The sequence below is a fragment of the Collinsella aerofaciens genome (assembly GCF_028209885.1).
Lineage (GTDB): Bacteria > Actinomycetota > Coriobacteriia > Coriobacteriales > Coriobacteriaceae > Collinsella > Collinsella aerofaciens_BA.
The window spans coordinates 1-21,775 of the sequence record NZ_JAQLEM010000005.1 but is presented as its reverse complement, the minus strand read 5'-3'; the positions used below and the strand labels follow the sequence as shown (position 1 = coordinate 21,775).

Genomic DNA, 21,775 nt, shown 5'->3' with positions numbered 1-21,775 from the left:
TAACTTTGGGCGCAGTATATTGCACTTTTTGCGGGTATCGTCTAACCTATGGAGCCGCGATTGGGCATTTTGTACGTTCTACGTGCTAAAATGCCAATTATTGAATCAGATATAACCCAACTATTTGGAGGTACGAATGGCACTCCCTCAGCTTACCGATGAGCAGCGCAAGCAGGCTCTTGAGAAGGCTGCTGCCGCACGTCACGCCCGCGCTGAGCTTCGCGAGCAGATCAAGAAGGGCGAGAAGTCCCTCGAGTCCGTGCTCAACTCCGATGACCCCATCGCTTCCCGCATGAAGGTTTCCACCCTCATCGAGTCTCTTCCTGGTTATGGCAAGGCCAAGGCCGCCAAGATCATGGAGGAGCTCGGTATCTCCGCTACCCGTCGCGTCCAGGGCCTCGGCGTCCGTCAGCGCGAGCAGCTCCTCGAGCAGCTGACCAAATAAGTGAGCGCTCAGGATTCCAAGCTCTTTGTGATTTCTGGACCGTCAGGCGCAGGCAAGGGTACGCTCGTCACTCGTGTGCGCGAGCGCCGCTCGAACCTGGGCCTGACGGTTTCGGCTACCACGCGAGCACCACGCAAAGGTGAGGTCGACGGCGTCAACTACTTTTTTCTGACGCGCGAGGAGTTCGACCGCCGCGTGGCAAACGGCGAGTTTGTTGAGTGGGCCGAGGTCCACGGTAACTGCTACGGCACGTTGGTGAGCGAGGTCACATCCAAGCTCGCCTCGGGCGCGTCTCTGATTTTGGAGATCGATGTCCAGGGCGCCCTTCAGGTGAAGGAGCGTTTCCCCGAGGCCGTGCTGATCTTTATCAAGCCGCCTTCGCTTGAGGTACTCCGCGAGCGTCTAGTCGGTCGCGGTACCGAGACGCCCGAGACAATCGAGCTGCGTATGGCAAACGCCGCCGATGAGCTTGCCCTTGCCGACCGCTACGACGACGTCGTGGTTAATGACGATCTCGACCGCGCGACCGATGAGCTCGTTCGCGTTCTCGATATGCATGAAAGGATCTGAGGTCCGTGTCCGTTGTAAAGCCTTGCATTGACGATCTTCTGGAGAAGACCGATCACAACCGCTTCCTGCTTGCTTCGCTTGCCTCCAAGCGCGCCTGCGACATCAATAGCATGCTCCGTGGCCAGCACAACCGCGTGCTTGCCGTCCAGGATGTCGATGACATCACCATCGGGCTTTCCGGTGCCGATACCATCTCGATGGCTATGGACGAGATTGTCGACGGCGACATCTCTTACGACGAGGCCCGTTACGAGAAAGCGCTCGGCCACAAGGTTGCTGAAGCCTAAATGGCGGCTCGCGTCTGCCTGGTCCACTATCACGAGGTTGGACTGAAGGGTAAGAACCGCGCACATTTTGAGCATATCCTCATGGACAACATCAAGGCGGCCTTGGCCGCCTTTTCCGTGAATGCCGTGTCTCGAATTTCCGGTTATATCCTCGTGACCTTTAACGAGCATCAGGCCGACGAGGCGGCGCGTGTCATTCGCACCGTTCCCGGCGTTGCTCGTGTGTCTTTGGCGTATCACACCAATCGCGACCCTCAGGAGTACTGTGCTGCCGCCGTGAAGGCGCTGCGTGAGTTTGGTTCCTTCGATTCGTTTAAGGTGCACGCCAAGCGTTCCAATACCGACTATGAGCTCACCTCGATTGACATCAATCGTCAGGTGGGCGAGGTGCTGTGCGAGGCCTTCCCCGATAAAAAGGTTCTAATGCACGACCCCGATGCGATGGTGCACGTACTGGTGGTCCAGGGTAGCGTTTATGTGTACGCGCGCTCCGAGCGCGGCGTGGGCGGTCTGCCGGTGGGTTCTGCCGGCAAGGTCGTGACGCTGCTGTCGTCGGGTATCGATTCTCCGGTGGCGACCTGGATGCTCGCACGTCGCGGCGCGGTGTGCGTGCCGGTACATTTCTCTGGTCGTCCGCAGACGCCCGATACGAGCGAGTATTTGGTGCAGGACATCATCCGTGCGCTTGAGCCGGGTGTCCAGATCGGCCGCCTGTACGTGGTGCCGTTTGGCGACTGCCAGCGTGAGATTTCGGTCACCTGTCCCAGCAACCTGCGCGTGATCATGTATCGCCGCATTATGTATTCGGTTGCCGAGCGCATTGCACACATCGAGGGCGCCAAGGCTATCGTGACTGGTGAATCGCTCGGTCAGGTTGCCTCCCAGACGCTCGAGAACATCATGGCCGTCAATGAGGCCGTGAAGATCCCCGTGTTCCGTCCGTTGATCGGTTCGGACAAGCAGGAGATCATCGCACGCGCTGAGGAGATCGGTACGTTCGATATCTCGACCGAGGCTGCTCCCGACTGCTGCACGCTGTTTATGCCGCGCCGTCCCGAGACGCACGCTAAACTCGATGCCGTGCATGAGGCCTGGGAGTTGTTCGATCACGAGGAGATGATCGAGCGTCTGCTCAAGCAGACCGAGTACATCGACTTCGAAAGCAACACGTATAAGGCCCCTAAGACCTTAAAACGCAAACATTCGGAGCTTGCTCCGCGTGAGATTTACCAAGATCACGAGTAAATTTGTGCATAGACCGATGATGCGCCTGCATCGTCGGTCTTTTGCTATCTGGGCTTTTTGCGGCTAAGTGCTCATTTGCTGACGTGTGCCTGAATAAATGGACAGATTTGTGCAAGGTTTTGGTCGGTATTTGGTTTGACCGCTAAAACCGGTTTTGGAGCGTGGCTGTTGCAGGGCTTTTTTCCTGACACGATGGTGTTGGGAGGTTTTGCTATGGCGCAGCGCGAACAACACGAACGGGTCAAAAAGATGGACCGCTGGGCGGACAAGCTGCTCGGTCACAAGGCAGTGGTGATGGCGATACTGGTCGTCATTGCGATGGCGAGCGGCTTGGCGATGGCGAGCCTTGGCGGCGGTACTGGCGGCGTGTCGTTTGAGCGCACTGATGGTTCGGGCTCGTTAGTGGAGCCGGGATCCGGCGATGCCTCGAGCGGAAAGACATCCGAAGGCTCTTCGCCTAAGGCGTCTGCCGCGGCAGAGGTCTATGCCGATGTTGATGGCGCCGTTGTGTCGCCCGGTGTATATCGCCTCAAGGACGGAGCGCGGGTGGCTCAGGCGATTGATGCCGCCGGCGGGCTGGCGCCTGAGGCAGACGTTACGGGGCTCAATCGGGCATCTAAGGTCACTGATGGACAAAAAATCCACGTTCCAACGGTAGGGGAGCAGCAGGCGTCTATTGCGGAAGCCGGTGTTGATGGCGGGGCTTTCGCATCATCGGGCGTGAGTGGCGCAACAGGACTGGTAAACATCAATACGGCAAGCGCGGCAGAGCTACAGACGCTTTCGGGCATCGGCCCCTCCATGGCCCAGTCGATTATCGATGAGCGGACAAAGAACGGTGCTTTTGTCTCGGTTGACGATCTGATGCGTGTGTCGGGAATTGGCGAGAAGAAGCTTGCCAAAATCAAAGATTGCATCTGCGTATGAGTGCGACCGAGCGCGAGCATGTGATGCCTCCGCGGCCCCTGATTCCGTGGACGATGGCCCTGTGTGCCGGCATGTGCATGAGCTGCGCCTTGGTGCTCAACGTGGCAGCTGATGCGCTGCTGAGGGAGCAGGCGCCGGCGGTCGGGTCGCTATGGGCCATTCCCGTTGCGGCGGCGGTATTCGTTGTGCTGGCTCAATCTTGTGCGCGGCTTGCCCCTTGGAAGCGGTGGCTGTATGCCGCGTCCGTCGGTCTCGTGGCGGGAGCGGTCGTCTCGGCGTGGTGGGCTGTGGGCGCGTTAAGCGCCTCGAAGGCGCTCGACGGTCGAGCGGCAAGCAGCCTCGAGTTTGTCGTGCAGGGCGATCCATCCATAAACGACGACGTGTATTCCTATACCTGCGAGGCACGTGCGGACGGTAAGAACTTGGCAACGGTTCGCCTATCGTGTGACCGCGAGCTCAAGGTCGGGGCGCACGCGCGTGTTATCGGTCGCGTTTCACGTTTTGAGAACGATGCATATGGACGATCGCGCGTGCTCCGAGGCGAGGTGCGCAAGGTTAAACCCGTTCGGATTGTGTCGGTCGACGAGGGCTCTCCGGGGCCGCTGCTTCGGCTGCGAAATGGGCTGCTTGCGTCCATCGCGCCTGCGACCGACCCGGCGCGTGCGCTCATAGCCGGTGTCGCCTGCGGTCGTTCGGCCGAGCTGCGCGCCCAGCCGGCGGGCGACTGGTTTTCGGTGACGGGAACGGCGCATCTTATCGCCGTCTCGGGCAGCCATTTGGCTATCGTGGGGTCTGTAATCGAGGGTGTATTGCAAAAGACTCGGTGCTCACGTGGTCTTCAGCGGGCGATATTGGCGATAACGCTTGTGGGCTACGCTGCTTTTACGGGCGCGTCTCCCTCGGCCGTGCGCGCGTGCTGCATGGTGTTCGCGACGCTTGTCGTAAATGGCGCAGGGCGTCGCCGGCACGGCGCATCGGCACTCTTCGCAACCATATCCATCTTTGTGCTACTGCGGCCGACGGTGCTGTTCGAGATTGGCTTTCAGCTTTCATGTGCCAGCGTCTTAGCCATTCTGTGCTTTTGCCCCTATGGGACCTTCGCTTTGGGTGGGCTGGGTGTGCCATCGGGCGTCGCCAGCATGCTTTCCGTCACGCTGTGCTCACAACTGGCGACTCTTCCCATTACCATTCCCGCTTTCGGTACGTTCTCGCTCATTGCTCCGCTGGCAAATGCGGTCATCGGTCCGGTGGTGAGCGTACTGCTTGCTGTGTCGATTGTGATGGTTCCCTTTTCGCTCGTGGCACCGTTGCGGACTTGGGCGCTCGTTGTGCCCATGATTGCCGCCCGTTGCGCGCTGTTCTTCGAGCAGCTGTTTGCCGCCGTGCCGGGTGCATCCGTGAGTGCGCCGCCCGATAGCATGTGGATTTACCTAGTGCCGTGTTTGCTGGCGGTTCTGCTGGTCTGGTGGCCGCGTCCCCGTGCACGTCCTATGGCGGTGGGGCTTGCATGCCTGGTGCTCTTGGCTGCGATTCCGTACGTCTACTGGGATCGCTTCGCTCCGCCTTCGGTGACAGTGCTCGATGTGGGCCAGGCCGATGCGATTCTTATCCGCCAGGGCGGCGTAGTAGCGCTCGTCGACTGCGGGCTCGACGAGCGCGTGGTAGCGGCGTTGGTTCGCAATAACGTGCACCATATCGATGCCGTCTTTGTGACGCATTGGGATGAGGACCACTGGGGTGGTCTGCCTGCCGTGCTCGAACAGTTTTCGGTCGGAACGATTGCCGTGGCGGCGGATGCGCTGGAGGATGCTCCTGCCGAGGTATTGAACCGACCTGGCGTGGAGTATCGGCAGGTGCGCCGTGGGGATACGGTCGACATCGGCTCATTTTGCGCCCGTGTGATGTGGCCATTCGAGTCCGTGGATGGCGAGGGAAATGAGGACTCGCTTGTCCTGCTGCTCTCTTATGTTCAGGAAGGCAAGAGCCTGCGCATGCTCCTCACCGGTGATGCCGAGCTCGACCAAGAACGGGAATTCGTGCAGGAGGTGGGGGATATCGATGTACTTAAACTTGGGCATCACGGCTCCAAGGTTTCAGTTGATGGTGAGTTGCTGGACGTCCTGAAGCCCGAGCTTTCCCTTGCGAGTGCGGGCGAGGGGAATCGATACGGCCATCCGTCCGATGCCTGCATCGATGCCGTTAAGGAAGCGGGTGGTGTGTTCGCGTGCACCATCGAACACGGCGACATTACCGTCACGCCGACTGCGAATGGCTTTGCGATGCGATGCCAACGACCGTGATGCTGCCGTTGGCGCGGGACCAACCCCTGGGCTAAAATGGCACGGTACGAATTCGAGAGTCTGCGGGAGGGGAGCGCAATGTCCGAAATCGGTCTGCTGCCGGCATATCTGATCGTCGGTACCGACGGAGTCAAACGCGATCACGCCGTCTCGCGTATGAAAGCGCGTCTGGAAAAGACGGGCATGGTCGAGTTCAACCTCGACGAGCGCGATATGACCAAAGACCCCGATATCGAGTCGATTATCGGATCGCTCAACACCTTTCCCATGGGCAGCGAGTTTCGCCTGGTAATCCTTGATGGCTGCTCAAAGCTCGCTAAGGCTGTCTCGGAGCCGCTCGTCGAGTACCTCGCAAGTCCCAGCCCCACAACGGTCTGCCTCATCATCGCCGACTCGCTTGCCAAGAACACGCGCCTGTATAAGGCGATCGCCAAGATCGACAAGAAGGCCGTGATCGATTGCTCCGGCACCAAGCGCTGGGAGCTACCGCGCCGCGTTCAGCAGATGGCGACGCAGCATGGCAAGTCGATCTCGACGGCGGCCGCCGAGGAACTCGTCTCGCGTTCGGGTGAAAACACTCGCATGCTCGATAACGATTTGGCTAAGCTTGCCCAGATGGTCGAGGCGCCCCAGATTGAGCTTGCCGACGTTGAGCGCTGGATTGTACGTACGGCCGAGGTTCAGCCCTGGGACTTTCTCAATGCGGTCTCGGCCCGTGACATGCGCCGCTCGCTCGAGCTCTTCAATCTACTGCCCGCCAAGAGCTACGTGTGGACTTACACATTGCTGTGCGGCCGTATTCGCGAGCTTATCGTTGCCAAGGCGCTCGATGCGCGCGGACAGGGTCGTGAGCTGGCCGCAACGCTTAAGCTCCAGTCCTGGCAGGTCAAGAATCACCTGACCTGGGCTCGCCGCTTTTCGATGGCAGAGCTCGTCGCAGCGCTCGAGGGAGCGGTCGATGTGGAGCTCGCGCTCAAGGGTTCGGCCGATTCTCAGACCGCGCTTTTGCTCTGGATTACGAACATCTTGAGAAAATCGTGATGATACCTGCCTATTTGGCAAATTCGTTCTATCCCTTTGAGGGGGAGCGTGCTATAGTAGGCGCTTGCATGACCTCACCGTGTCTCAGAGGTGTCATACATTTTTTGCAAGGAACTCGAAAGGAACTCCAGAAGTGGCAAACATCAAGTCTCAGAAGAAGCGTATCCGCACCAATGAGGCAGCTCGCATGCGTAACAAGGCTGTCAAGTCCGAGCTCAAGACGCTGACCAAGCACGTCCAGTCCGCCGTCGCCGAGGGCGACGCCGAGAAGGCCCAGGCCGCCCTCAAGACCGTCACCAAGCGTCTCGACATGGCTGCCGCCAAGCATGTTATCCACAAGAACCAGGCTTCCAACCGCAAGTCCGGTCTTGCCAAGCTCGTGAACAGCATCAACGCCTAAGTTGTAAATTTCACACCACACAGATTACGCGCATAAATGGAGCCTGTTTTATGGAACAGGCTCCATTTTTTGTATCGCTCGGGTAAGATAGTCCGCATGAATACTTCAAATGACATTTCCCACATCCGCAACTTCTCGATTGTTGCGCACATCGACCATGGCAAGTCAACGATCAGTGACCGCATCCTCGAGCTCACCCATACCGTCGACGAGCGCGACATGGAGTCGCAGCTGCTCGACACCATGGATATCGAGCGCGAGCGCGGCATTACGATCAAGTCCAATGCCGTTCGCGTGTCCTATGACGCCGACGATGGCGAGACGTATCAGTTCAACCTGATCGATACGCCGGGCCACGTGGACTTTACCTATGAGGTCTCGCGCTCGCTGGCAGCCTGCGAGGGCGCGGTGCTCGTTGTCGACGCCACGCAGGGCGTCGAGGCGCAGACCGTCTCCAACGCGACGCTCGCCATGAACGCCAATCTGGACATTGTGCCGGCCATCAACAAGATCGACCTGCCCTCGGCACACCCCGACGAGGTTAAGACCGAGATCGAGGATGACCTGGCGATCCCTGCCGATGATGCCGTGTGTGTCTCGGGCAAGACCGGCGAGGGCATCCACGATCTGCTGGAGTCCATTGTCTTTTTGATCTCCCCGCCCAAGGGCGATGCGAACGCGCCGCTCAAGGCACTTATCCTGGATTCGTACTTCGATGAGTATCGTGGCGTCGTCGCCACGGTGCGCGTCTTTGACGGCTCAATCAAAAAGGGCGATAGCCTGCGCATGATGCAGGCAAAGGGCGACTTTTTGGTCGATGGCGTGGGCGTCAAGCGTCCCGCCGAGACCCCGGTCGACGCGCTCACGGTCGGCGAGGTCGGATACGTGGTCACGGGCCTGAAGGACCCCGAGGCCGTTCGCGTGGGCGATACCCTCACGTGGGCGTCGAATCCCTGCCCCGAGCCGCTTCCCGGCTACCGCGAGGCCAAGCCCATGGTCTATACGGGCCTGTTCCCGATCGATAACAAGGACTACGAGAACCTGCGTGACGCGCTCGATAAGCTGCACGTCAACGACCCGTCGTTGGTGTGGGAGCCCGAGACCTCGGTGGCGCTCGGCTTTGGCTTCCGCGTGGGCTTCTTGGGCCTGCTGCATATGGAGGTCGTCAAGGAGCGCCTGGAGCGCGAGTTCAATCTTGACCTCATTGCCACGAGCCCCTCGGTGGACTATCACGTGTACAAGACCGATGGCGAGATGATCGATGTCCGCAGCCCGCAGGATCTGCCCGAGGCTACGCGCATCGAGCGCATTGAGGAGCCCTACCTCAAGGCAAAGATCATCTGCCCGCCTGAGTACACGGGTGCCGTCATGCAGCTCGCCATCGAGCACCGCGGCGTTACGACCGACATGATCCACCTGACGAGCAAATCGGTCGAGATGCGCTTCGATATGCCGCTCGCCGAGCTCATCTTGGACTTCTTTGACCAGCTCAAGAGCCGTACCAAGGGCTATGCCTCGCTCGACTACGAGTTCAACGAGTACCGTCCCTCCGAGCTCGTTAAGCTCGATATCTTGCTTTCGGGCGACGAGGTGGACGCGCTTTCGTTTATCGTTCACAAGGACAAGGCCTATGGCCTGGCCCGCGGTCTATGCGACAAGCTCAAGGAAATCATTCCGCGCCAGCTGTTCGAGGTGCCTATTCAGGGTGCCATCGGCAACAAGATTATCGCCCGCTCCACCGTCAAGGCGCGCCGCAAGGACGTTTTGGCCAAGTGCTATGGCGGCGATATCTCGCGTAAGCGCAAACTGCTCGAGAAGCAGAAAGAGGGCAAGAAGCGCATGAAGGCCATCGGTTCGGTCGAGGTCCCGCAGGAGGCCTTTATGGCGATCCTCAAGGTGGACGAGTAGGTCCATGGCGCTTTGTGAATACAGTACGCGGTTGCTGGGTGCCTATGCCGAGCAGCCGTTCCTTATGGCTCCCATGGCCGGCGTGACCGACCCTGCCTACCGCATCATGTGCCGCCGCCGCGGTGCCAACCTTGCCTATAGCGAGATGGTGAGCGTGGCGGGCCTTGCCTATGCCAGCAACAAGACCTGGCGCCTGGTGCTACCGGCCGACGAGGAGCAGCAGATTTGCGTGCAGCTCTTTGGCTCCAAGCCCGAGCAGTTTGCGAGTGCCGTCGCTGCTGTCGAGGAACGCGTGGGCGATCGCCTGTCATTGATTGATATCAACATGGCCTGTCCGGCGCGCAAGGTCGTTACCAAGGGCGAGGGCTCGGCGCTTATGCGCACGCCCGATCTGGCCGAGAAGATCGTCGAGGCGGCGGTGGGCGCGGCACTTGTGCCCGTGACTGTAAAGATCCGCAAGGGCTTTTATGCCGAGGACCGTAATGCCGCGACGTTTGCCCAGATGCTCGAAGGCGCCGGTGCCGCCGCAGTCGCCGTGCACGGTCGTTGTGCCACGCAGCTCTATACGGGCCAGGCCGATTGGTCTGTCGTCGATGAGGTTGCCGACGCTGTCGAGATTCCCGTGATTGGTTCGGGCGATGTGTTCTCGGCCGAGGACGCTGCTGAGCATCTGAGCGGCTCGGGTGCCAGCGCGGTGTTTATCGCGCGCGGCATCTACGGCAATCCATGGGTGTTCGGCGATGCCCGAGCCCTTGCACTCGATGGCACGCCGGTTCCTTCTCGCTCCTCGGTCGAGCGCCTGGAGGCTCTGCGTGAGCACCTGACGTTGACGCACGAGCTTCTGCCGCTTATGTCGCGCGCCCGTACGTATGCAAGCTGGTACTTAAAGGGCATGCCCCATGCCGCCGCCTGGCGCGCTCGGGTGGTGCGCTGCTCCACGTACGAGGAGTTTATGGCGCTGGTCGATGATATCGAGCGCGACGTGGTGGCCTGCGAGGCCGCGCTTGCCGCCGGTGAGTCGGTGCCCGCTCATCCGCTGGAGGCTTAAGGGTGGCCGTTACCGCGCTGTATGTGCACGTGCCGTTTTGCGCTCAAAAATGCCGCTATTGCGATTTTGACTCGCGCAGCTTCGCTCCGTGCGACCTGGGTGCTGCGCTCGATGCCTATTTTGAGCAGCTGTATGCACGCCTCGATGCCTTTGGAGACGCCGGGGCGCTTGCGCAGGTCCGCACCGTCTATCTTGGCGGCGGCACGCCGTCGCTGGCGGGGGAGCGTCTGGTAGAACTCGCCCGGCGTATCTCTGCGTGGTGTAAGCCCGTTGAGTTTACCTGCGAGGCTAATCCTGAGTCACTGACCTCCGAGCTTGCCACTGCGCTTGCCGAGGTTGGTGTCACGCGTGTCTCTCTGGGCGTCCAAACGCTCGATAACACCGAACTTGCGACCATCGGCCGTATTCACGATGCCGATCGGGCGCTTGAGGCTATCGCGACGGTGAAGGATGTTGGGCTCGATGCGTCGTGCGACCTTATGTGTGGACTTCCCGGCCAGACCGCAGCGAGTTGGAAGAGCACGCTCGATGACGTGCTGGCGGCGGCTCCGCACCATGTGTCGGTCTATCCGCTCACGCTCGAGGAGGGTACGCCGCTTTACCGCATGGCGTGCCGTGACGAGTCGCTCGAGCCCGATGAGGATTTCCAAGCTGCATGCATGGACGTTGCGCGCGAGCGGCTGTGTTCGGCGGGCTACCATCCGTATGAGGTGGCGAGCTACGCGCTCGATGGGCATGAATGCGCTCACAATATCGCCTACTGGACTGGTCGGGGCTATCTGGGTTTGGGCCGTTCTGCCGCGGGTATGCTCGATGCCGAGGATTTCGATCGCTTGGCTGGACTGTTTCCTGACGTTCCTGCTCGCGGTGATGCACACCGCGTGCGTCTGGTGCAACGTGATGATGGCGCGACGGCGTTTGAGGCCGAATATCTGTCGCAGCGCGAGGCTGCGGCCGAAGACATGATGCTCGCTTGCCGCATGACGCGCGGTGTTGCGTCCGATCTGTTGGTTCGCGCGGCTTGTGTCATCCCAACGGGCGAGCTGGCGGCGGCCTGCGACCGTGCGCTCGAGTTGGGCCTTGCCACCTGGGTGACCGATCATGTTGAAGGACATGCGGGGCGCGTCACCTCAAAAGACGTTATCGCAGGTCGCGCCCGTGCCCGTTTAGCGCCGACCCACCTGGGCTGGCTCGATGGAAATATGCTGTTCGAGCTGTTTTGGGGTCTAGCCTAGGCCGCTCGGGTAGAATTACCGCAATATATACGCTGCTGTGAGCAGGAGGTTGCCGCGCATGGCGACGATGAACGAAAAAGATTACTACGAGATTTTGGGCGTCTCCAAGGACGCCACCTCGCGTGATATTCAAAAGGCTTTCCAGCAAAAGGCCCGCAAGCTCCATCCGGACGTCAATAAAGAGCCGGATGCCGAGGAAAAGTTTAAAGAGGTTTCCGAGGCCTACGCCGTGCTCTCGGACGAGCAGAAGCGTGCGCGTTACGACGCCATGCGGTCGGGTAATCCCTTTGCCGGTGCACCGACGGCTTCGCCCTATGGCGGTGGCTATGCCGGCAGCGCCGGTTACGGCAATCCCTTTGACGGCGGTTTCCCCTTCGGGGGCGCCTGGGGCCAGCCCCGTCGCGGCCAGGCGGCCTACAACCCCGAGAGTGGCGCCAACGTGGTCGTCGATATCAAGCTCGACGCCAAGGAGGCTAAGGGCGGTGCCCACAAGACCGTTCGCTACACCCGCTTTGACACCTGCGGACATTGTGGCGGATCGGGCTCCGTTTCGTCAGAGCATGCCCACACCTGTCCGAGTTGCGGTGGTCGCGGCCATATCGATGTTGACCTGTCCTTCCTGTTTGGTGCGGGCACGTTCCAGACGGTTTGTCCTGAGTGCGGCGGTTCCGGCAAGGTCGTTGCCGACCCCTGCCCCGATTGCAGTGGCAGCGGCCGTGTCCGTGTGACCTCCGAGCAGACGATTGAGTTTCCCGCCGGCACGCATGATGGCGACGAGGTGCGCATCCCCAACATGGGTCACGCCGGCACGAACGGCGCTTCGGGCGGCGATCTGGTCGGTCGTGCGCACGTCGAGGCCGAGCGCCTGGAGGGTAAGGCTCGCACCGGCTTCTACCTCATGGGCATTATCGCTCCGTTTTTGGTGCTGTCGGCCATCTCGGGCGTGTTCTCCGCCTTCGCCATGATGTGCTTCATTCCGTTTGCCATGGGCTTGTTCATGGTGCTGTCGGACGGCGTGCTTCATCGCAGCCTGCTGTGGTGGAAGCGCGGCGCGATGCAGTTTGCCAATGGTTTTGCCAACGGCTTTATGTTTGCGCTCGTGTCGGTCTGGTTTGCGAGCTGCTCGCAGCAGGCCATGCTTTCGCCCTACGGGATGCAATAACATCAAACCCTCTGTTTGCGGCCGGCCCAGCTTGGGTATAGGACGCACTGTGACAATAATGAAAGTTGGAAGGATTCGGTCGTGTCGGAAAATAGGGATTACTACGAGGTACTTGGCGTTGACAAGGATGCCGACGCGCGGACGATCAAGCGCGCGTTTCTAAAGAAAGCCCGTACGGTACACCCGGATGTTTCGGACGACCCCGAGGCCGAGGCCAAGTTCAAAGAGCTCAACGAGGCCTATTCCGTTCTTTCCGACGAGCAGAAGCGTGCTAACTACGACCGTTACGGCACCGCTGACGGCCCTGGTGGCTCTGGCTATGTCGACATCAACGATATCTTTGGCGGCATGGGCATGGACGACCTCTTCTCGTCGTTCTTTGGCGGCGGTGCCGGCGGTGGCGCCCGAAATCGCCGCGAGCGTCGTCGCGGCCGCGATATGGCCATTTCCCTTTCGGTGACGCTCGAGGAGGCGGCGCTCGGCTGCAAAAAGACGATTAGCTACGACCGTCTTGCCCCTTGCGATGACTGTAATGGTACCGGCAAGGCCGAGGGCGCGACCGAAAAGCAGTGCAGCCGCTGTCACGGCACAGGCTATGTGACGACGGTCCAGCGTTCTTTCCTGGGCCAGGTTCAGTCCTCTTCGCCCTGTCCCGACTGCCACGGCGAAGGCACGGTCATCGATCATCCCTGCGAGACCTGTGATGGCCAGGGCCGCACGCCTTCTCACGAAAAGATTGACATCGATATTCCCGCCGGTGTTTCGACCGGTCGTCAGCTGCGCGTGAGTGGTTTTGGCGAGGCTGGCCTTCGTGGCGAGCCGTCAGGCGACCTGATCGTCAACGTGCGTGTCGCCGACCACGAGCGTTTTAAGCGTAATGGCGATGACTTGTATCTGGTGAGCGATATCTCGATTGCGCAGGCCGCGCTCGGTTGCGAGATTGAGGTCGAGGGCATTATGCCTGACGAGGTCGTCAAGGTTGCGGTTCCCGCCGGCACGCAGTACGGTGACACCGTGAGCGTCAACAATTACGGCATGCCGCGTATCGGCGGTGGCGGTTCGCGCGGTCGTCTGGTCGTGCAGCTGCGCGTTGTCGTCCCCACCAATCTCTCCAACAAGCAGCGCGAGCTGCTTCGCGCCTTTGCCGACGAGATGGGCGATGACGTCGCATCCGGTAAGAAGTCGGTGACCGACCGTATCAAGAGCGCCCTCGACGACATCCTCGATTAAGGAGCCCGTGTGCTCGCACCCCATATTTCCGTCGTCAACCTCGGTTGTCGTGTCAACCGGGTTGAGTCTGACCGTATCACTGCCGATCTTATGCGCTTGGGTTTTGCAATGGTGGAGCCCCGGGACGCCGAACTGATCGTTATCAATACCTGTGCCGTGACGGGGGAGGCCGAGGCCAAGACCCGCAAGGCCGTCCGTCACGCCCTGGCATATCCGGGCGAGCCTTACGTGGTCGTAACCGGCTGCGTCGTCAACCTGCATCCCGAGGAGCTGTTGGAACTCTCCGACCGCGTGATCGCCGAACCATCCAAGATTGACGTCGCCGAGCGCGTCTGCGAGGTGCTGGGTGTCGAATCCGATAGCGTGCCCGCCTGCAGCGATGGCGACGTGGTCGATGCGCTCGGCCGTTCGCGGCTGGGCGTGAAGATCCAGGATGGCTGCAACCACCGCTGCACCTATTGCATCGTGTGGAAGGCCCGCGGCCCCGAGCGTTCCGTACCCGTCGAGTCCGTGCTCGAACAGGTGCGTGAAGCTCAGGAGGCCGGCGTGCCCGAGGTCGTGCTGACCGGCGTGAATCTGGGCGCCTATGACGGCAAGAGCGCGACCGACGAACATGTTGAGATCGATGAGTTGCTCCAGGCCATCATGGAGCGCACCGAGATCGCCCATGTGCGCATCTCCTCGGTCGAGCCCATGGATATCTCCGAGCGCCTGCTTAAGGTTATGGCGCGCTACCCGCAGCGTATCGCCCCGTTTTTGCACCTGCCCGTGCAGTCCGGCTGCACGGCGACCCTGCATCGCATGGGCCGCCCCTATAGCGCCGAGGCCTTCGAGGACACGGTGCGCATGATTCGCGCCAACCTGCCGCAGGCGTCTCTTTCGTGCGACGTTATCGTCGGTTTTCCCGGTGAGACGGACGAGGAATTCGAGGAGTCGCTGGCACTGTGCCGCCGTGTGGGTTTCTCGCGTATGCACGTGTTCCGCTACAGCAAGCGTCCCGGCACCCTTGCTGCCGAGATGCCCGGCCAGGTGCCGCCCGAGGTTATGGCCGAGCGCAGCCGCCGTATGCGGGCCGCCGCACAGGAGCTCGCCATTGCCGACGCTCGTCGTCGCGTGGGCACGGTCGAGCGTGCCGTGCTCGAGTATGGTGACAACCTGACGCTCGGCTCGTTCCATCATGCCCGTCTTGACGATACCTGTGGACTTACAGCCCCGTGCCTGCTCGATGTTGCTATCATCGGAGTCGATGATTCCGGCTTGGTCCATGCACGCAGGGAGGTTCATGGAAGCCTCGAAGATTAGACTTACCGTTCCCGAGGGAATTGATCCCTCGCGCGTTTTGGGCGCCGGCGACGGCGTCCTTCGTGCGCTCGAGAGCTTGGTTCGCGCTCATGTGGTCGCCCGTGGCGATAGCATCGCCGTGAGCGGCGACCCGGACGAGGTCGAACTCGTGGCGCGCTTTTTCGAGCACGCTTTTCGCGAGGCGGCCGCCGGGCGCACGCTGTCTGCCGACGATGTCTCTCGCTGCCTGGCTGTCTTGCGCGACGGTGAGCACGAGGCTACGTCGCTTCGCGATGACGTGCTGCTTTCGTATCGCGGCCGCGTCATTCGCCCCAAGACGCTCGGGCAAAAGCGCTATGTGGATGCCATCCGCTCGCATACCATCACGTTTGGCTTGGGTCCTGCCGGTACCGGTAAGACCTATCTGGCTATGGCGCTCGCCGTTGCCGCGCTCAAGCGTCACGAGGTGGGCCGTCTGATCTTGACACGTCCGGTTGTCGAGGCGGGGGAGAACCTGGGCTTTTTGCCCGGTACCCTTGAGGAAAAGATCGATCCCTACATGCGCCCGCTCTACGACGCCCTATTTTGCATGATGGATCGCGAGCGCACCGATGAGCTTATGGAGCGCGGCGTGATTGAGATCGCCCCGCTTGCCTACATGCGCGGCCGCACGCTGAGCGATGCTTTCGTGGTGCTCGACGAGGCGCAAAATACCACGCCCGAGCAGATGAAGATGTTCCTGACGCGCCTGGGCTTCAACTCCAAGTTTGTGATTACCGGCGACCTGAGTCAGCGCGACCTGGTGGGTCGTCGTGGTGGTTTGGCCGATGTCGAGAAGATTTTGGGCCGTGTCGACGATGTCGCATTTTCGCACCTGGAGCGCGCCGACGTGGTGCGCCATGCCTTGGTGGGACGTATCGTCGAGGCATATGATTCTTATGATGACGTGCGCGAGCAGCGCCCGCGCGACCGAAAGGAGTCCCGTTGAGTGTATTGATCAGCAACGATGCCGAGCTCGATACGCTGCTCGATGCCCAGGAGGTGGAGCACATCTGCGAGGTTGTGCTTGCCGCCGAGGGCGTTGAGCGTGAAGTCGAGATTTCCCTTTCGTATGTCGACGAGGACGAGATGCACGAGCTCAACCACGAGTGGCGCGGTATCGACCGCACCACCGATGTGCTCTCGTTTGAATGCGACTCGGCCTTTGACGAGGATATTCCCGCCGACGAGACGCTCGAGCTCGGCGATATCATCTTGGCCCCGCAGGTTATTGCCCGTCAGGCCCCCGGTTTTGGCAATAGCTCCGCTGACGAGTGTCGTCTGATGCTCGTACACGGCATGCTGCACTTGCTGGGCTATGACCATATCGAGGACGACGAGGCCGAGGTCATGGAGGCCCGCGAGGACGCCATCCTGCGCGATCTGGCGTTCGAGCGCGGCGAGGACCCCAAGCTAGTCCACGTCGGCCCCATCACCAACCACGCCCACGACTAGGAGCCGTCTATGATTCCCGGATCGAACAAGGACCATCCGTCCTTCTTAAAGTCGTTTTCCTACGCCATGGAGGGCTTCGTTACCGCCGTCAAGACCGAGCGCAACATCAAGGTCATGCTCGTGGCGGGCGTGTGCACCGTCATTGCCGGCTGTATCGTGGGCCTCGACATTGCCGAGTGGGCCACGATTATCATCTGTTGTGGCCTGGTGATTCACGGCGAGCTGTGCAACACCGCTATGGAGGCTATCGTCGACCTAGCGACCCAGGAGCTCCATCCGCTGGCCAAGCGTGCGAAGGACATCGCCGCCGCCTCTGTTTACATTCTTTCCATCACCGCCGCAATTGTGGGCGTGCTGGTATTTGCCCACGCGCTCGGCTTTATTTAGAAAGGGATTCCCATGTCCGACAATATGCAGTCTGCCGATGAGATTTTGGACGACGAGTCCCTGGACGCGGTGGATACCGAGGAGCTCGAGGAAGTCGAGGAGTTCGACCCGTTTGAGGGCATGAGCGATGAGGAGCTCGACGCCCTGTGCGACGAGGACGACAACCTCGCGGGCTTTGGCGACGTGGAGCCCGGTTTCCGCAGCGGCTTTGTGGCCCTGGTCGGTCGTCCCAACGCCGGCAAGTCTACGCTGCTCAACGCCTGCTATGGCAAGAAGGTCGCCATCACTTCGCCGGTGGCCCAGACGACCCGCCGCCGCATGCGCGCCGTCGTCAACCGTCCCGGCTACCAGCTGGTCTTTGTCGATACCCCGGGTATTCATAAGCCCAAGGACGGCCTGGGATCCGAGCTCAACAAGAGCGCGCTGTTCGAGCTGAACGATGTTGATGTCGTCGCGTTTTTGATTGATGCCACCAAACCGATCGGCAGGGGAGACGCCTGGGTTGCCGAGCGCGTCAGATGCGCCCGTTGCAAGAAGGTCCTGGTGCTCACTAAGGCCGATGAGGCCGACCCCGCACAGGTCATGGAGCAGCTCAAGGCAGCCCACGAGCTCATGGAATATGACGACGAGATCGTGACGTCGTCGGTCAAGAACTTCAACGTCGATGCCTTTATCGAGACCGTTGCGCACTTTTTGCCCGAGGGTCCGCGTTGGTTCCCCGAGGATATGGGTACCGACGCTTCCGACGAAACGCTCGTTGCTGAGTTTGTGCGCGAGAAGGTCTTGCGCCGCACCCGTGATGAGATCCCGCACTCCGTTGGCGTGATCTGCGATGCACTCGAGCAGACCAAGAAGGTACTGCGCGTGCACGCCACCATTTACGTCGAGCGCGAGGGCCAAAAGGGCATCATCATCGGCAAGGGCGGCGAGATGATCAAGCATATCGGTATCGACGCCCGTCGCGATCTTGAGCGTATCTTTGGCACGCAGGTCTTTTTGGAGCTGGACGTGAAGGTCAAGGCCGGCTGGCGTGACGACGAGGCCCAGATTCGCCGCTTTGGCTACAACGCCGAGGACTAAGGGCGCGCGGCGCGCATGGCAGGCTCCCGGACATATCGCACGAAGGTACTCGTCCTCGACAAGACGAAGCTCAAAGAGACGGACTTGATCCTGACGATGCTTGACGAGCGGGGTCGGCAGGTTCGTGCCGTGGCAAAGGGCGCCCGCAAATCCGGTGGACGCCTGGCTGCGCGCTGCGAGCTGTTCTGTACCGTCGATATGCTGCTTGCGCATGGACGGTCGCTCGACGTGGTTTCCCAGGCCGAGCTTATGGAGGCGCCGCTCGGCGTTGCGCCCGATTACGAGACGACATGCGCCGCAAGCGCGATCGCCGAGGTCGCGCGCGTGTGCTCGTTCGAGGACGCCGAGGACCCGTTTACCTTTGCTATCACGCAGCGGGCGCTCACGCTTGTCGGCAGCGGGCTCGACGCGGCACATATGGACCTACTTGTGGCGGCATATGTCTTTAAGCTGCTATCGCACGTTGGCTATCGTCCCGATTTTTCGGCCTGTGTGCTGTGCGGAGACCCCATGCTGTCGTATTTTTCAGCCCAGGCGGGCGGTCTCATGTGCGGGTCGTGCGCGTCGAGCGTTCCAGGTGCCGAACTGGTGTCGACCGGTGAGACCGCATGGCTGCGCGCCCTCATGTCCATGACCTTCGATGCGCTCATGGCCGAGCGAATCGACCCGCATACGGCGGCATTCCTGCTCGGGCTTTCGCATGTTTGGGCTGCGACGCACACCGATCAGCGCCTCCGCGCGATGGAATTCATGTTGGGTCGGTGATGATGCGCAGGCGCGGGCTGCTTGTGGTAACATACCGACCTGTTGGTACCTCGACCTTGGTTGTTCGCTCCACCGGCGGCTTCCCAGTCCGAGGCGAATCGAGTCGCCCGTGGGCGACGCAAAACGAAAGGTGAAACAATGACTGTTTCCAAAGAGCGCAAGGCGGAGCTGACTGCCCAGTTCGGTAACACCCCGGTCGACACCGGCAACCCCAAGGTTCAGGTCGCCATCCTGTCCGAGCGCATCAAGGAGCTGACCGAGCACATGAAGTCCCACCAGAAGGACTTCCACACCCGTCGTGGCCTGCTCATGCTCGTCGGCCGTCGTCGTCGTCTTCTCTCCTACATCAAGAAGAACGACATCGTCGAGTACCGTGAGCTCATCAAGGCTCTGGGCATCCGCGACAACATCCAGTAGGATTTGTACATGCTAAGAGCGTCCTGCGCAGCGGGGCGCTCTTTTTGTGTAAGGGCGCGAACAATCACGCTCTGAAGCGTGGCGGGGGCAGGGGGCCCGCGTCACATGAGAAGCCCGCAGACAAGGGGTCTGCGGGGTTAAGGAGAACAATGACACTCGTATCCAAGACCTTTGAGCTGTACGGCAAGACCTACACCTTTGAGTCGGGCGAGCTTGCCAAGCAGGCCACCGGCGCCTGCCTGGTCAAGCAGGGCGACACCACGATGCTCGACACCGTGGTCGTCTCCAAGGAGCGCAAGAACTACGACTTCTTCCCGCTGACCGTCGACTTCAACGAGAAGATGTACGCAGCCGGCCGCATCCCGGGTGGCTACCTCAAGCGTGAGGGCCGTCCCAGCGAGAAGGCCACGCTCACCGCGCGCATGATCGACCGTCCGATTCGCCCGAGCTTCCCGGACGGCTTCCGCAACGAGGTACACATTGTCGCTACCTCGCTCGTCGCCGACCAGGTCAACCCCTTCGACGTCATCAACGTCATGGGTGCCTCCCTGGCCATGACGCTCGGCGGCGTGCCCTTCGAGGGCCCGCTTGCCTGCGTGCGCATCGGCCGTAACGTGGAGACCGGCGAGTTTATCGTCAACCCCACCTACGAGGAGCGCGAGAACTCCGATCTGGACCTGGAGCTGGGCGGATCCGCCGACTTCATCTCGATGGTCGAGGCCGGCGCCGAGGAGATCTCCGAGGACGACATGCTCGCCGCTATGAAGTTTGGCCAGGAGGCCCTTGCTGCTTTCTGCCAGGCTCAGGACGAGTTCGTCGCCGAGTGGGAGCAGGTTAACGGCCCCATCGTCAAGAAGGAGTACCCGCTCGACCAGCCCGTCGAGGAGGTCCAGGAGCGCATCTTCGCCCACTACGACGAGATGGCTGCCGCCCTTCGCGACGCCGACAAGCTCTCCCGTATCGGTAAGGTCGAGGCTCTGAAGGAGTCCATCCGCGCCGAGTTCACCGAGGAGGAGCAGGCCGCTTGGGAGCGCGAGATCCCCGTGGCGCTCAAGAAGCTCGAGAAGAAGGCCATGCGCACCATGGTCGTCGAGACCGGCGAGCGCGTCGACGGCCGTGCTGCCGACGAGATCCGTCCCATCATGGTGAAGGACAACTACCTGCCGCTCGTTCACGGCTCTGGTCTGTTCCAGCGTGGCCAGACCCAGGTGCTTTCCGTCCTGTCGCTCGGTATGCTCAACGAGGGCCAGCGCTTGGACACCATCGAGCCCACCGAGGGCAAGCGCTACATGCACCACTACAACTTCCCGCCTTTCTGCACCGGCGAGACCGGCCGCATGGGCAGCCCCAAGCGCCGCGAGATCGGCCATGGCAATCTGGCCGAGCGCGCTCTGCTTCCGGTGCTTCCCGACGAGAACGAGTTCCCCTACGCCATCCGCGTCGTCTCCGAGGTCATGGAGTCCAACGGCTCCTCTTCGATGGCTTCGACCTGCGGCTCCACGCTCGCCCTTATGGACGGCGGCGTGCCCATTAAGCGCCCGGTCTCCGGTATCGCCATGGGCCTGATCCAGGAGGAGGGCAAGACCGTGGTCCTGTCCGACATCCAGGGTCTCGAGGACTTCCTGGGCGACATGGACTTTAAGGTCACCGGCACCACCGAGGGCATCACCGCCCTGCAGATGGACAACAAGGCCACCGGCCTCACCTTCGACATCCTGGCCCGCGCCCTGCAGCAGGCCAAGGAGGGTCGCGCCTTCATCCTGCAGAAGATGCTCGATGTGATCCCCGAGCCGCGCCACACCACGCGCAGCACCGCTCCGCGCATCGTTTCCATCCAGGTTCCGACCGACAAGATCCGCGACGTCATCGGTTCCGGCGGTAAGGTCATCCGCGGTATCCAGGACGAGACCGGCGCCTCGGTCGACATCCAGGAGGACGGTACCGTCTTTGTCGGCGGCACCGGCGAGTCCGTCGACCAGGCCGTCGAGCGTATCAAGCTCATCATCAAGGTTCCCGAGCCGGGCGAGGAGTACACCGGTCGTGTGGTCTCCATCCAGCCCTTCGGCGCCTTCGTCAACCTGCTGCCCGGTAAGGACGGCCTGCTGCACATCTCCCGCGTCGCCAAGGGCCGCGTGGAGAAGGTTGAGGACGTCCTCAACGTGGGCGACGAGGTCAAGGTCGTCGTCATCGAGGTCGACGATCGCGGCAAGATCTCGCTCGATCGTCTTGATAAGCCCGAGGCCCCGGCTCGTGCCGAGGGTGCCTCCGAGGGCGACGGCGAGCACTTCCAGCGTCGTGAGCGTCCGCGTCGCGAGCGCTCCGAGCGCAGCGACCGTCCGCGCCGTCCCGGTGACAACGGAGGCCGCAAGCCCCGCCGTCACCACGACGCCGAGTAACAGCCGCACATAAGCAGTTCAACAAGGGCGACTCCGCAATGGGGTCGCCCTTTTGCTTGCGCCCGGGAGGGACGCATATGAAGTTTCCTGCTCTACAGTCCTGCGCAAGACGGAAAGCACATTAAGTGCTTTCCTTTGCGTGCGGAACTCGCGATAA

Annotated in this window: 21 protein-coding genes; all 21 read left to right on the top strand. The window is 61.2% G+C overall.

The annotated features are described in order from the left end of the window. The first annotated feature begins 136 nt into the window (after window positions 1-136). The 21 genes from mihF (at window position 137) to PMX21_RS01890 (ending at window position 21,618) form a co-directional block, all read left to right on the top strand. Window positions 137-445 carry an integration host factor, actinobacterial type gene (mihF, locus tag PMX21_RS01990; RefSeq protein WP_006236130.1) on the top strand — a complete coding sequence of 103 codons (309 nt, stop codon included), beginning with the start codon at window positions 137-139 and terminating at the stop codon, window positions 443-445. Beyond that, complete coding sequence (gene gmk, locus PMX21_RS01985) at window positions 446-1,015, top strand: guanylate kinase (RefSeq protein ID WP_006236131.1); 570 nt, start codon at window positions 446-448, stop codon at window positions 1,013-1,015. A 5-nt stretch (window positions 1,016-1,020) separates the two neighbouring features. Beyond that, window positions 1,021-1,302: a DNA-directed RNA polymerase subunit omega gene (locus PMX21_RS01980; RefSeq protein WP_035138532.1), complete on the top strand. Its 282-nt coding sequence runs from the start codon at window positions 1,021-1,023 to the stop codon at window positions 1,300-1,302. Next, window positions 1,303-2,547 (top strand): tRNA uracil 4-sulfurtransferase ThiI, encoded by a 1,245-nt coding sequence (thiI, locus tag PMX21_RS01975; protein WP_271757697.1) that lies wholly within the window; start codon window positions 1,303-1,305, stop codon window positions 2,545-2,547. It begins immediately after the preceding gene. Window positions 2,548-2,682: 135 nt separating this feature from the next. Beyond that, window positions 2,683-3,474, top strand: coding sequence for a ComEA family DNA-binding protein (locus PMX21_RS01970; protein ID WP_271757694.1), 792 nt, complete (start codon window positions 2,683-2,685; stop codon window positions 3,472-3,474). Continuing rightward, window positions 3,471-5,774, top strand: coding sequence for a DNA internalization-related competence protein ComEC/Rec2 (locus PMX21_RS01965; protein WP_271757691.1), 2,304 nt, complete (start codon window positions 3,471-3,473; stop codon window positions 5,772-5,774). The genes PMX21_RS01970 and PMX21_RS01965 overlap by 4 nt, the downstream gene beginning before the upstream one ends. Window positions 5,775-5,852: 78 nt before the next feature. Further along, window positions 5,853-6,815, top strand: coding sequence for a DNA polymerase III subunit delta (gene holA, locus PMX21_RS01960; protein ID WP_271757689.1), 963 nt, complete (start codon window positions 5,853-5,855; stop codon window positions 6,813-6,815). 133 nt (window positions 6,816-6,948) lie between these two features. Then, window positions 6,949-7,215: a 30S ribosomal protein S20 gene (rpsT, locus tag PMX21_RS01955; RefSeq protein ID WP_022094714.1), complete on the top strand. Its 267-nt coding sequence runs from the start codon at window positions 6,949-6,951 to the stop codon at window positions 7,213-7,215. Window positions 7,216-7,311: 96 nt separating this feature from the next. Continuing rightward, the gene (lepA, locus tag PMX21_RS01950; RefSeq protein WP_271757686.1) at window positions 7,312-9,123 is read left to right on the top strand and encodes a translation elongation factor 4; all 1,812 of its coding nucleotides are present in this window, start codon (window positions 7,312-7,314) and stop codon (window positions 9,121-9,123) included. 4 nt (window positions 9,124-9,127) lie between these two features. Further along, a complete protein-coding gene (gene dusB / locus PMX21_RS01945; protein ID WP_271757683.1) occupies window positions 9,128-10,171 on the top strand; it encodes a tRNA dihydrouridine synthase DusB in 1,044 nt (347 codons plus the stop codon). A gap of 2 nt (window positions 10,172-10,173) precedes the next feature. Further along, window positions 10,174-11,406 carry a radical SAM family heme chaperone HemW gene (hemW, locus tag PMX21_RS01940; RefSeq protein WP_271757682.1) on the top strand — a complete coding sequence of 411 codons (1,233 nt, stop codon included), beginning with the start codon at window positions 10,174-10,176 and terminating at the stop codon, window positions 11,404-11,406. 58 nt (window positions 11,407-11,464) lie between these two features. Beyond that, window positions 11,465-12,568, top strand: coding sequence for a DnaJ domain-containing protein (locus PMX21_RS01935; RefSeq protein WP_271757679.1), 1,104 nt, complete (start codon window positions 11,465-11,467; stop codon window positions 12,566-12,568). A gap of 81 nt (window positions 12,569-12,649) precedes the next feature. Further along, window positions 12,650-13,798 carry a molecular chaperone DnaJ gene (dnaJ, locus tag PMX21_RS01930; protein ID WP_271757677.1) on the top strand — a complete coding sequence of 383 codons (1,149 nt, stop codon included), beginning with the start codon at window positions 12,650-12,652 and terminating at the stop codon, window positions 13,796-13,798. 9 nt (window positions 13,799-13,807) lie between these two features. Beyond that, entirely contained in the window at window positions 13,808-15,100 is a 1,293-nt protein-coding gene (locus tag PMX21_RS01925; protein WP_271757675.1) for a MiaB/RimO family radical SAM methylthiotransferase, read from the top strand. Continuing rightward, window positions 15,081-16,067 (top strand): PhoH family protein, encoded by a 987-nt coding sequence (locus PMX21_RS01920; RefSeq protein ID WP_271757672.1) that lies wholly within the window; start codon window positions 15,081-15,083, stop codon window positions 16,065-16,067. The genes PMX21_RS01925 and PMX21_RS01920 overlap by 20 nt, the downstream gene beginning before the upstream one ends. After that, entirely contained in the window at window positions 16,064-16,573 is a 510-nt protein-coding gene (gene ybeY, locus PMX21_RS01915; protein ID WP_055285156.1) for an rRNA maturation RNase YbeY, read from the top strand. Before PMX21_RS01920 ends, ybeY begins: the two co-directional genes overlap by 4 nt. A 9-nt stretch (window positions 16,574-16,582) precedes the next feature. Further along, the gene (locus tag PMX21_RS01910; RefSeq protein WP_035138512.1) at window positions 16,583-16,960 is read left to right on the top strand and encodes a diacylglycerol kinase family protein; all 378 of its coding nucleotides are present in this window, start codon (window positions 16,583-16,585) and stop codon (window positions 16,958-16,960) included. A gap of 12 nt (window positions 16,961-16,972) precedes the next feature. Next, window positions 16,973-18,040: a GTPase Era gene (era, locus tag PMX21_RS01905; protein WP_172676295.1), complete on the top strand. Its 1,068-nt coding sequence runs from the start codon at window positions 16,973-16,975 to the stop codon at window positions 18,038-18,040. Between the two features lie 15 nt (window positions 18,041-18,055). Next, window positions 18,056-18,805 (top strand): DNA repair protein RecO, encoded by a 750-nt coding sequence (gene recO / locus PMX21_RS01900; protein WP_271757664.1) that lies wholly within the window; start codon window positions 18,056-18,058, stop codon window positions 18,803-18,805. Between the two features lie 138 nt (window positions 18,806-18,943). Then, on the top strand, window positions 18,944-19,222 hold the full coding sequence (gene rpsO, locus PMX21_RS01895; RefSeq protein ID WP_035138510.1) for a 30S ribosomal protein S15: 279 nt from the start codon (window positions 18,944-18,946) through the stop codon (window positions 19,220-19,222). A gap of 149 nt (window positions 19,223-19,371) precedes the next feature. Beyond that, window positions 19,372-21,618 (top strand): polyribonucleotide nucleotidyltransferase, encoded by a 2,247-nt coding sequence (locus PMX21_RS01890; protein WP_055309899.1) that lies wholly within the window; start codon window positions 19,372-19,374, stop codon window positions 21,616-21,618. The last annotated feature ends 157 nt before the right edge of the window (window positions 21,619-21,775 follow it).

Excerpts from the sequence above, each read along its gene's own strand:
- mihF (WP_006236130.1), top strand. The coding sequence starts at position 137 with ATGGCACTCCCTCAGCTTACCGATGAGCAGCGCAAGCAGGCTCTTGAG.
- thiI (WP_271757697.1), top strand. The coding sequence starts at position 1,303 with ATGGCGGCTCGCGTCTGCCTGGTCCACTATCACGAGGTTGGACTGAAG.
- PMX21_RS01965 (WP_271757691.1), top strand. The coding sequence starts at position 3,471 with ATGAGTGCGACCGAGCGCGAGCATGTGATGCCTCCGCGGCCCCTGATT.
- holA (WP_271757689.1), top strand. The coding sequence starts at position 5,853 with ATGTCCGAAATCGGTCTGCTGCCGGCATATCTGATCGTCGGTACCGAC.
- lepA (WP_271757686.1), top strand. The coding sequence starts at position 7,312 with ATGAATACTTCAAATGACATTTCCCACATCCGCAACTTCTCGATTGTT.
- dusB (WP_271757683.1), top strand. The coding sequence starts at position 9,128 with ATGGCGCTTTGTGAATACAGTACGCGGTTGCTGGGTGCCTATGCCGAG.
- PMX21_RS01935 (WP_271757679.1), top strand. The coding sequence starts at position 11,465 with ATGGCGACGATGAACGAAAAAGATTACTACGAGATTTTGGGCGTCTCC.
- PMX21_RS01920 (WP_271757672.1), top strand. The coding sequence starts at position 15,081 with ATGGAAGCCTCGAAGATTAGACTTACCGTTCCCGAGGGAATTGATCCC.
- PMX21_RS01910 (WP_035138512.1), top strand. The coding sequence starts at position 16,583 with ATGATTCCCGGATCGAACAAGGACCATCCGTCCTTCTTAAAGTCGTTT.
- era (WP_172676295.1), top strand. The coding sequence starts at position 16,973 with ATGTCCGACAATATGCAGTCTGCCGATGAGATTTTGGACGACGAGTCC.
- recO (WP_271757664.1), top strand. The coding sequence starts at position 18,056 with ATGGCAGGCTCCCGGACATATCGCACGAAGGTACTCGTCCTCGACAAG.
- rpsO (WP_035138510.1), top strand. The coding sequence starts at position 18,944 with ATGACTGTTTCCAAAGAGCGCAAGGCGGAGCTGACTGCCCAGTTCGGT.
- PMX21_RS01890 (WP_055309899.1), top strand. The coding sequence starts at position 19,372 with ATGACACTCGTATCCAAGACCTTTGAGCTGTACGGCAAGACCTACACC.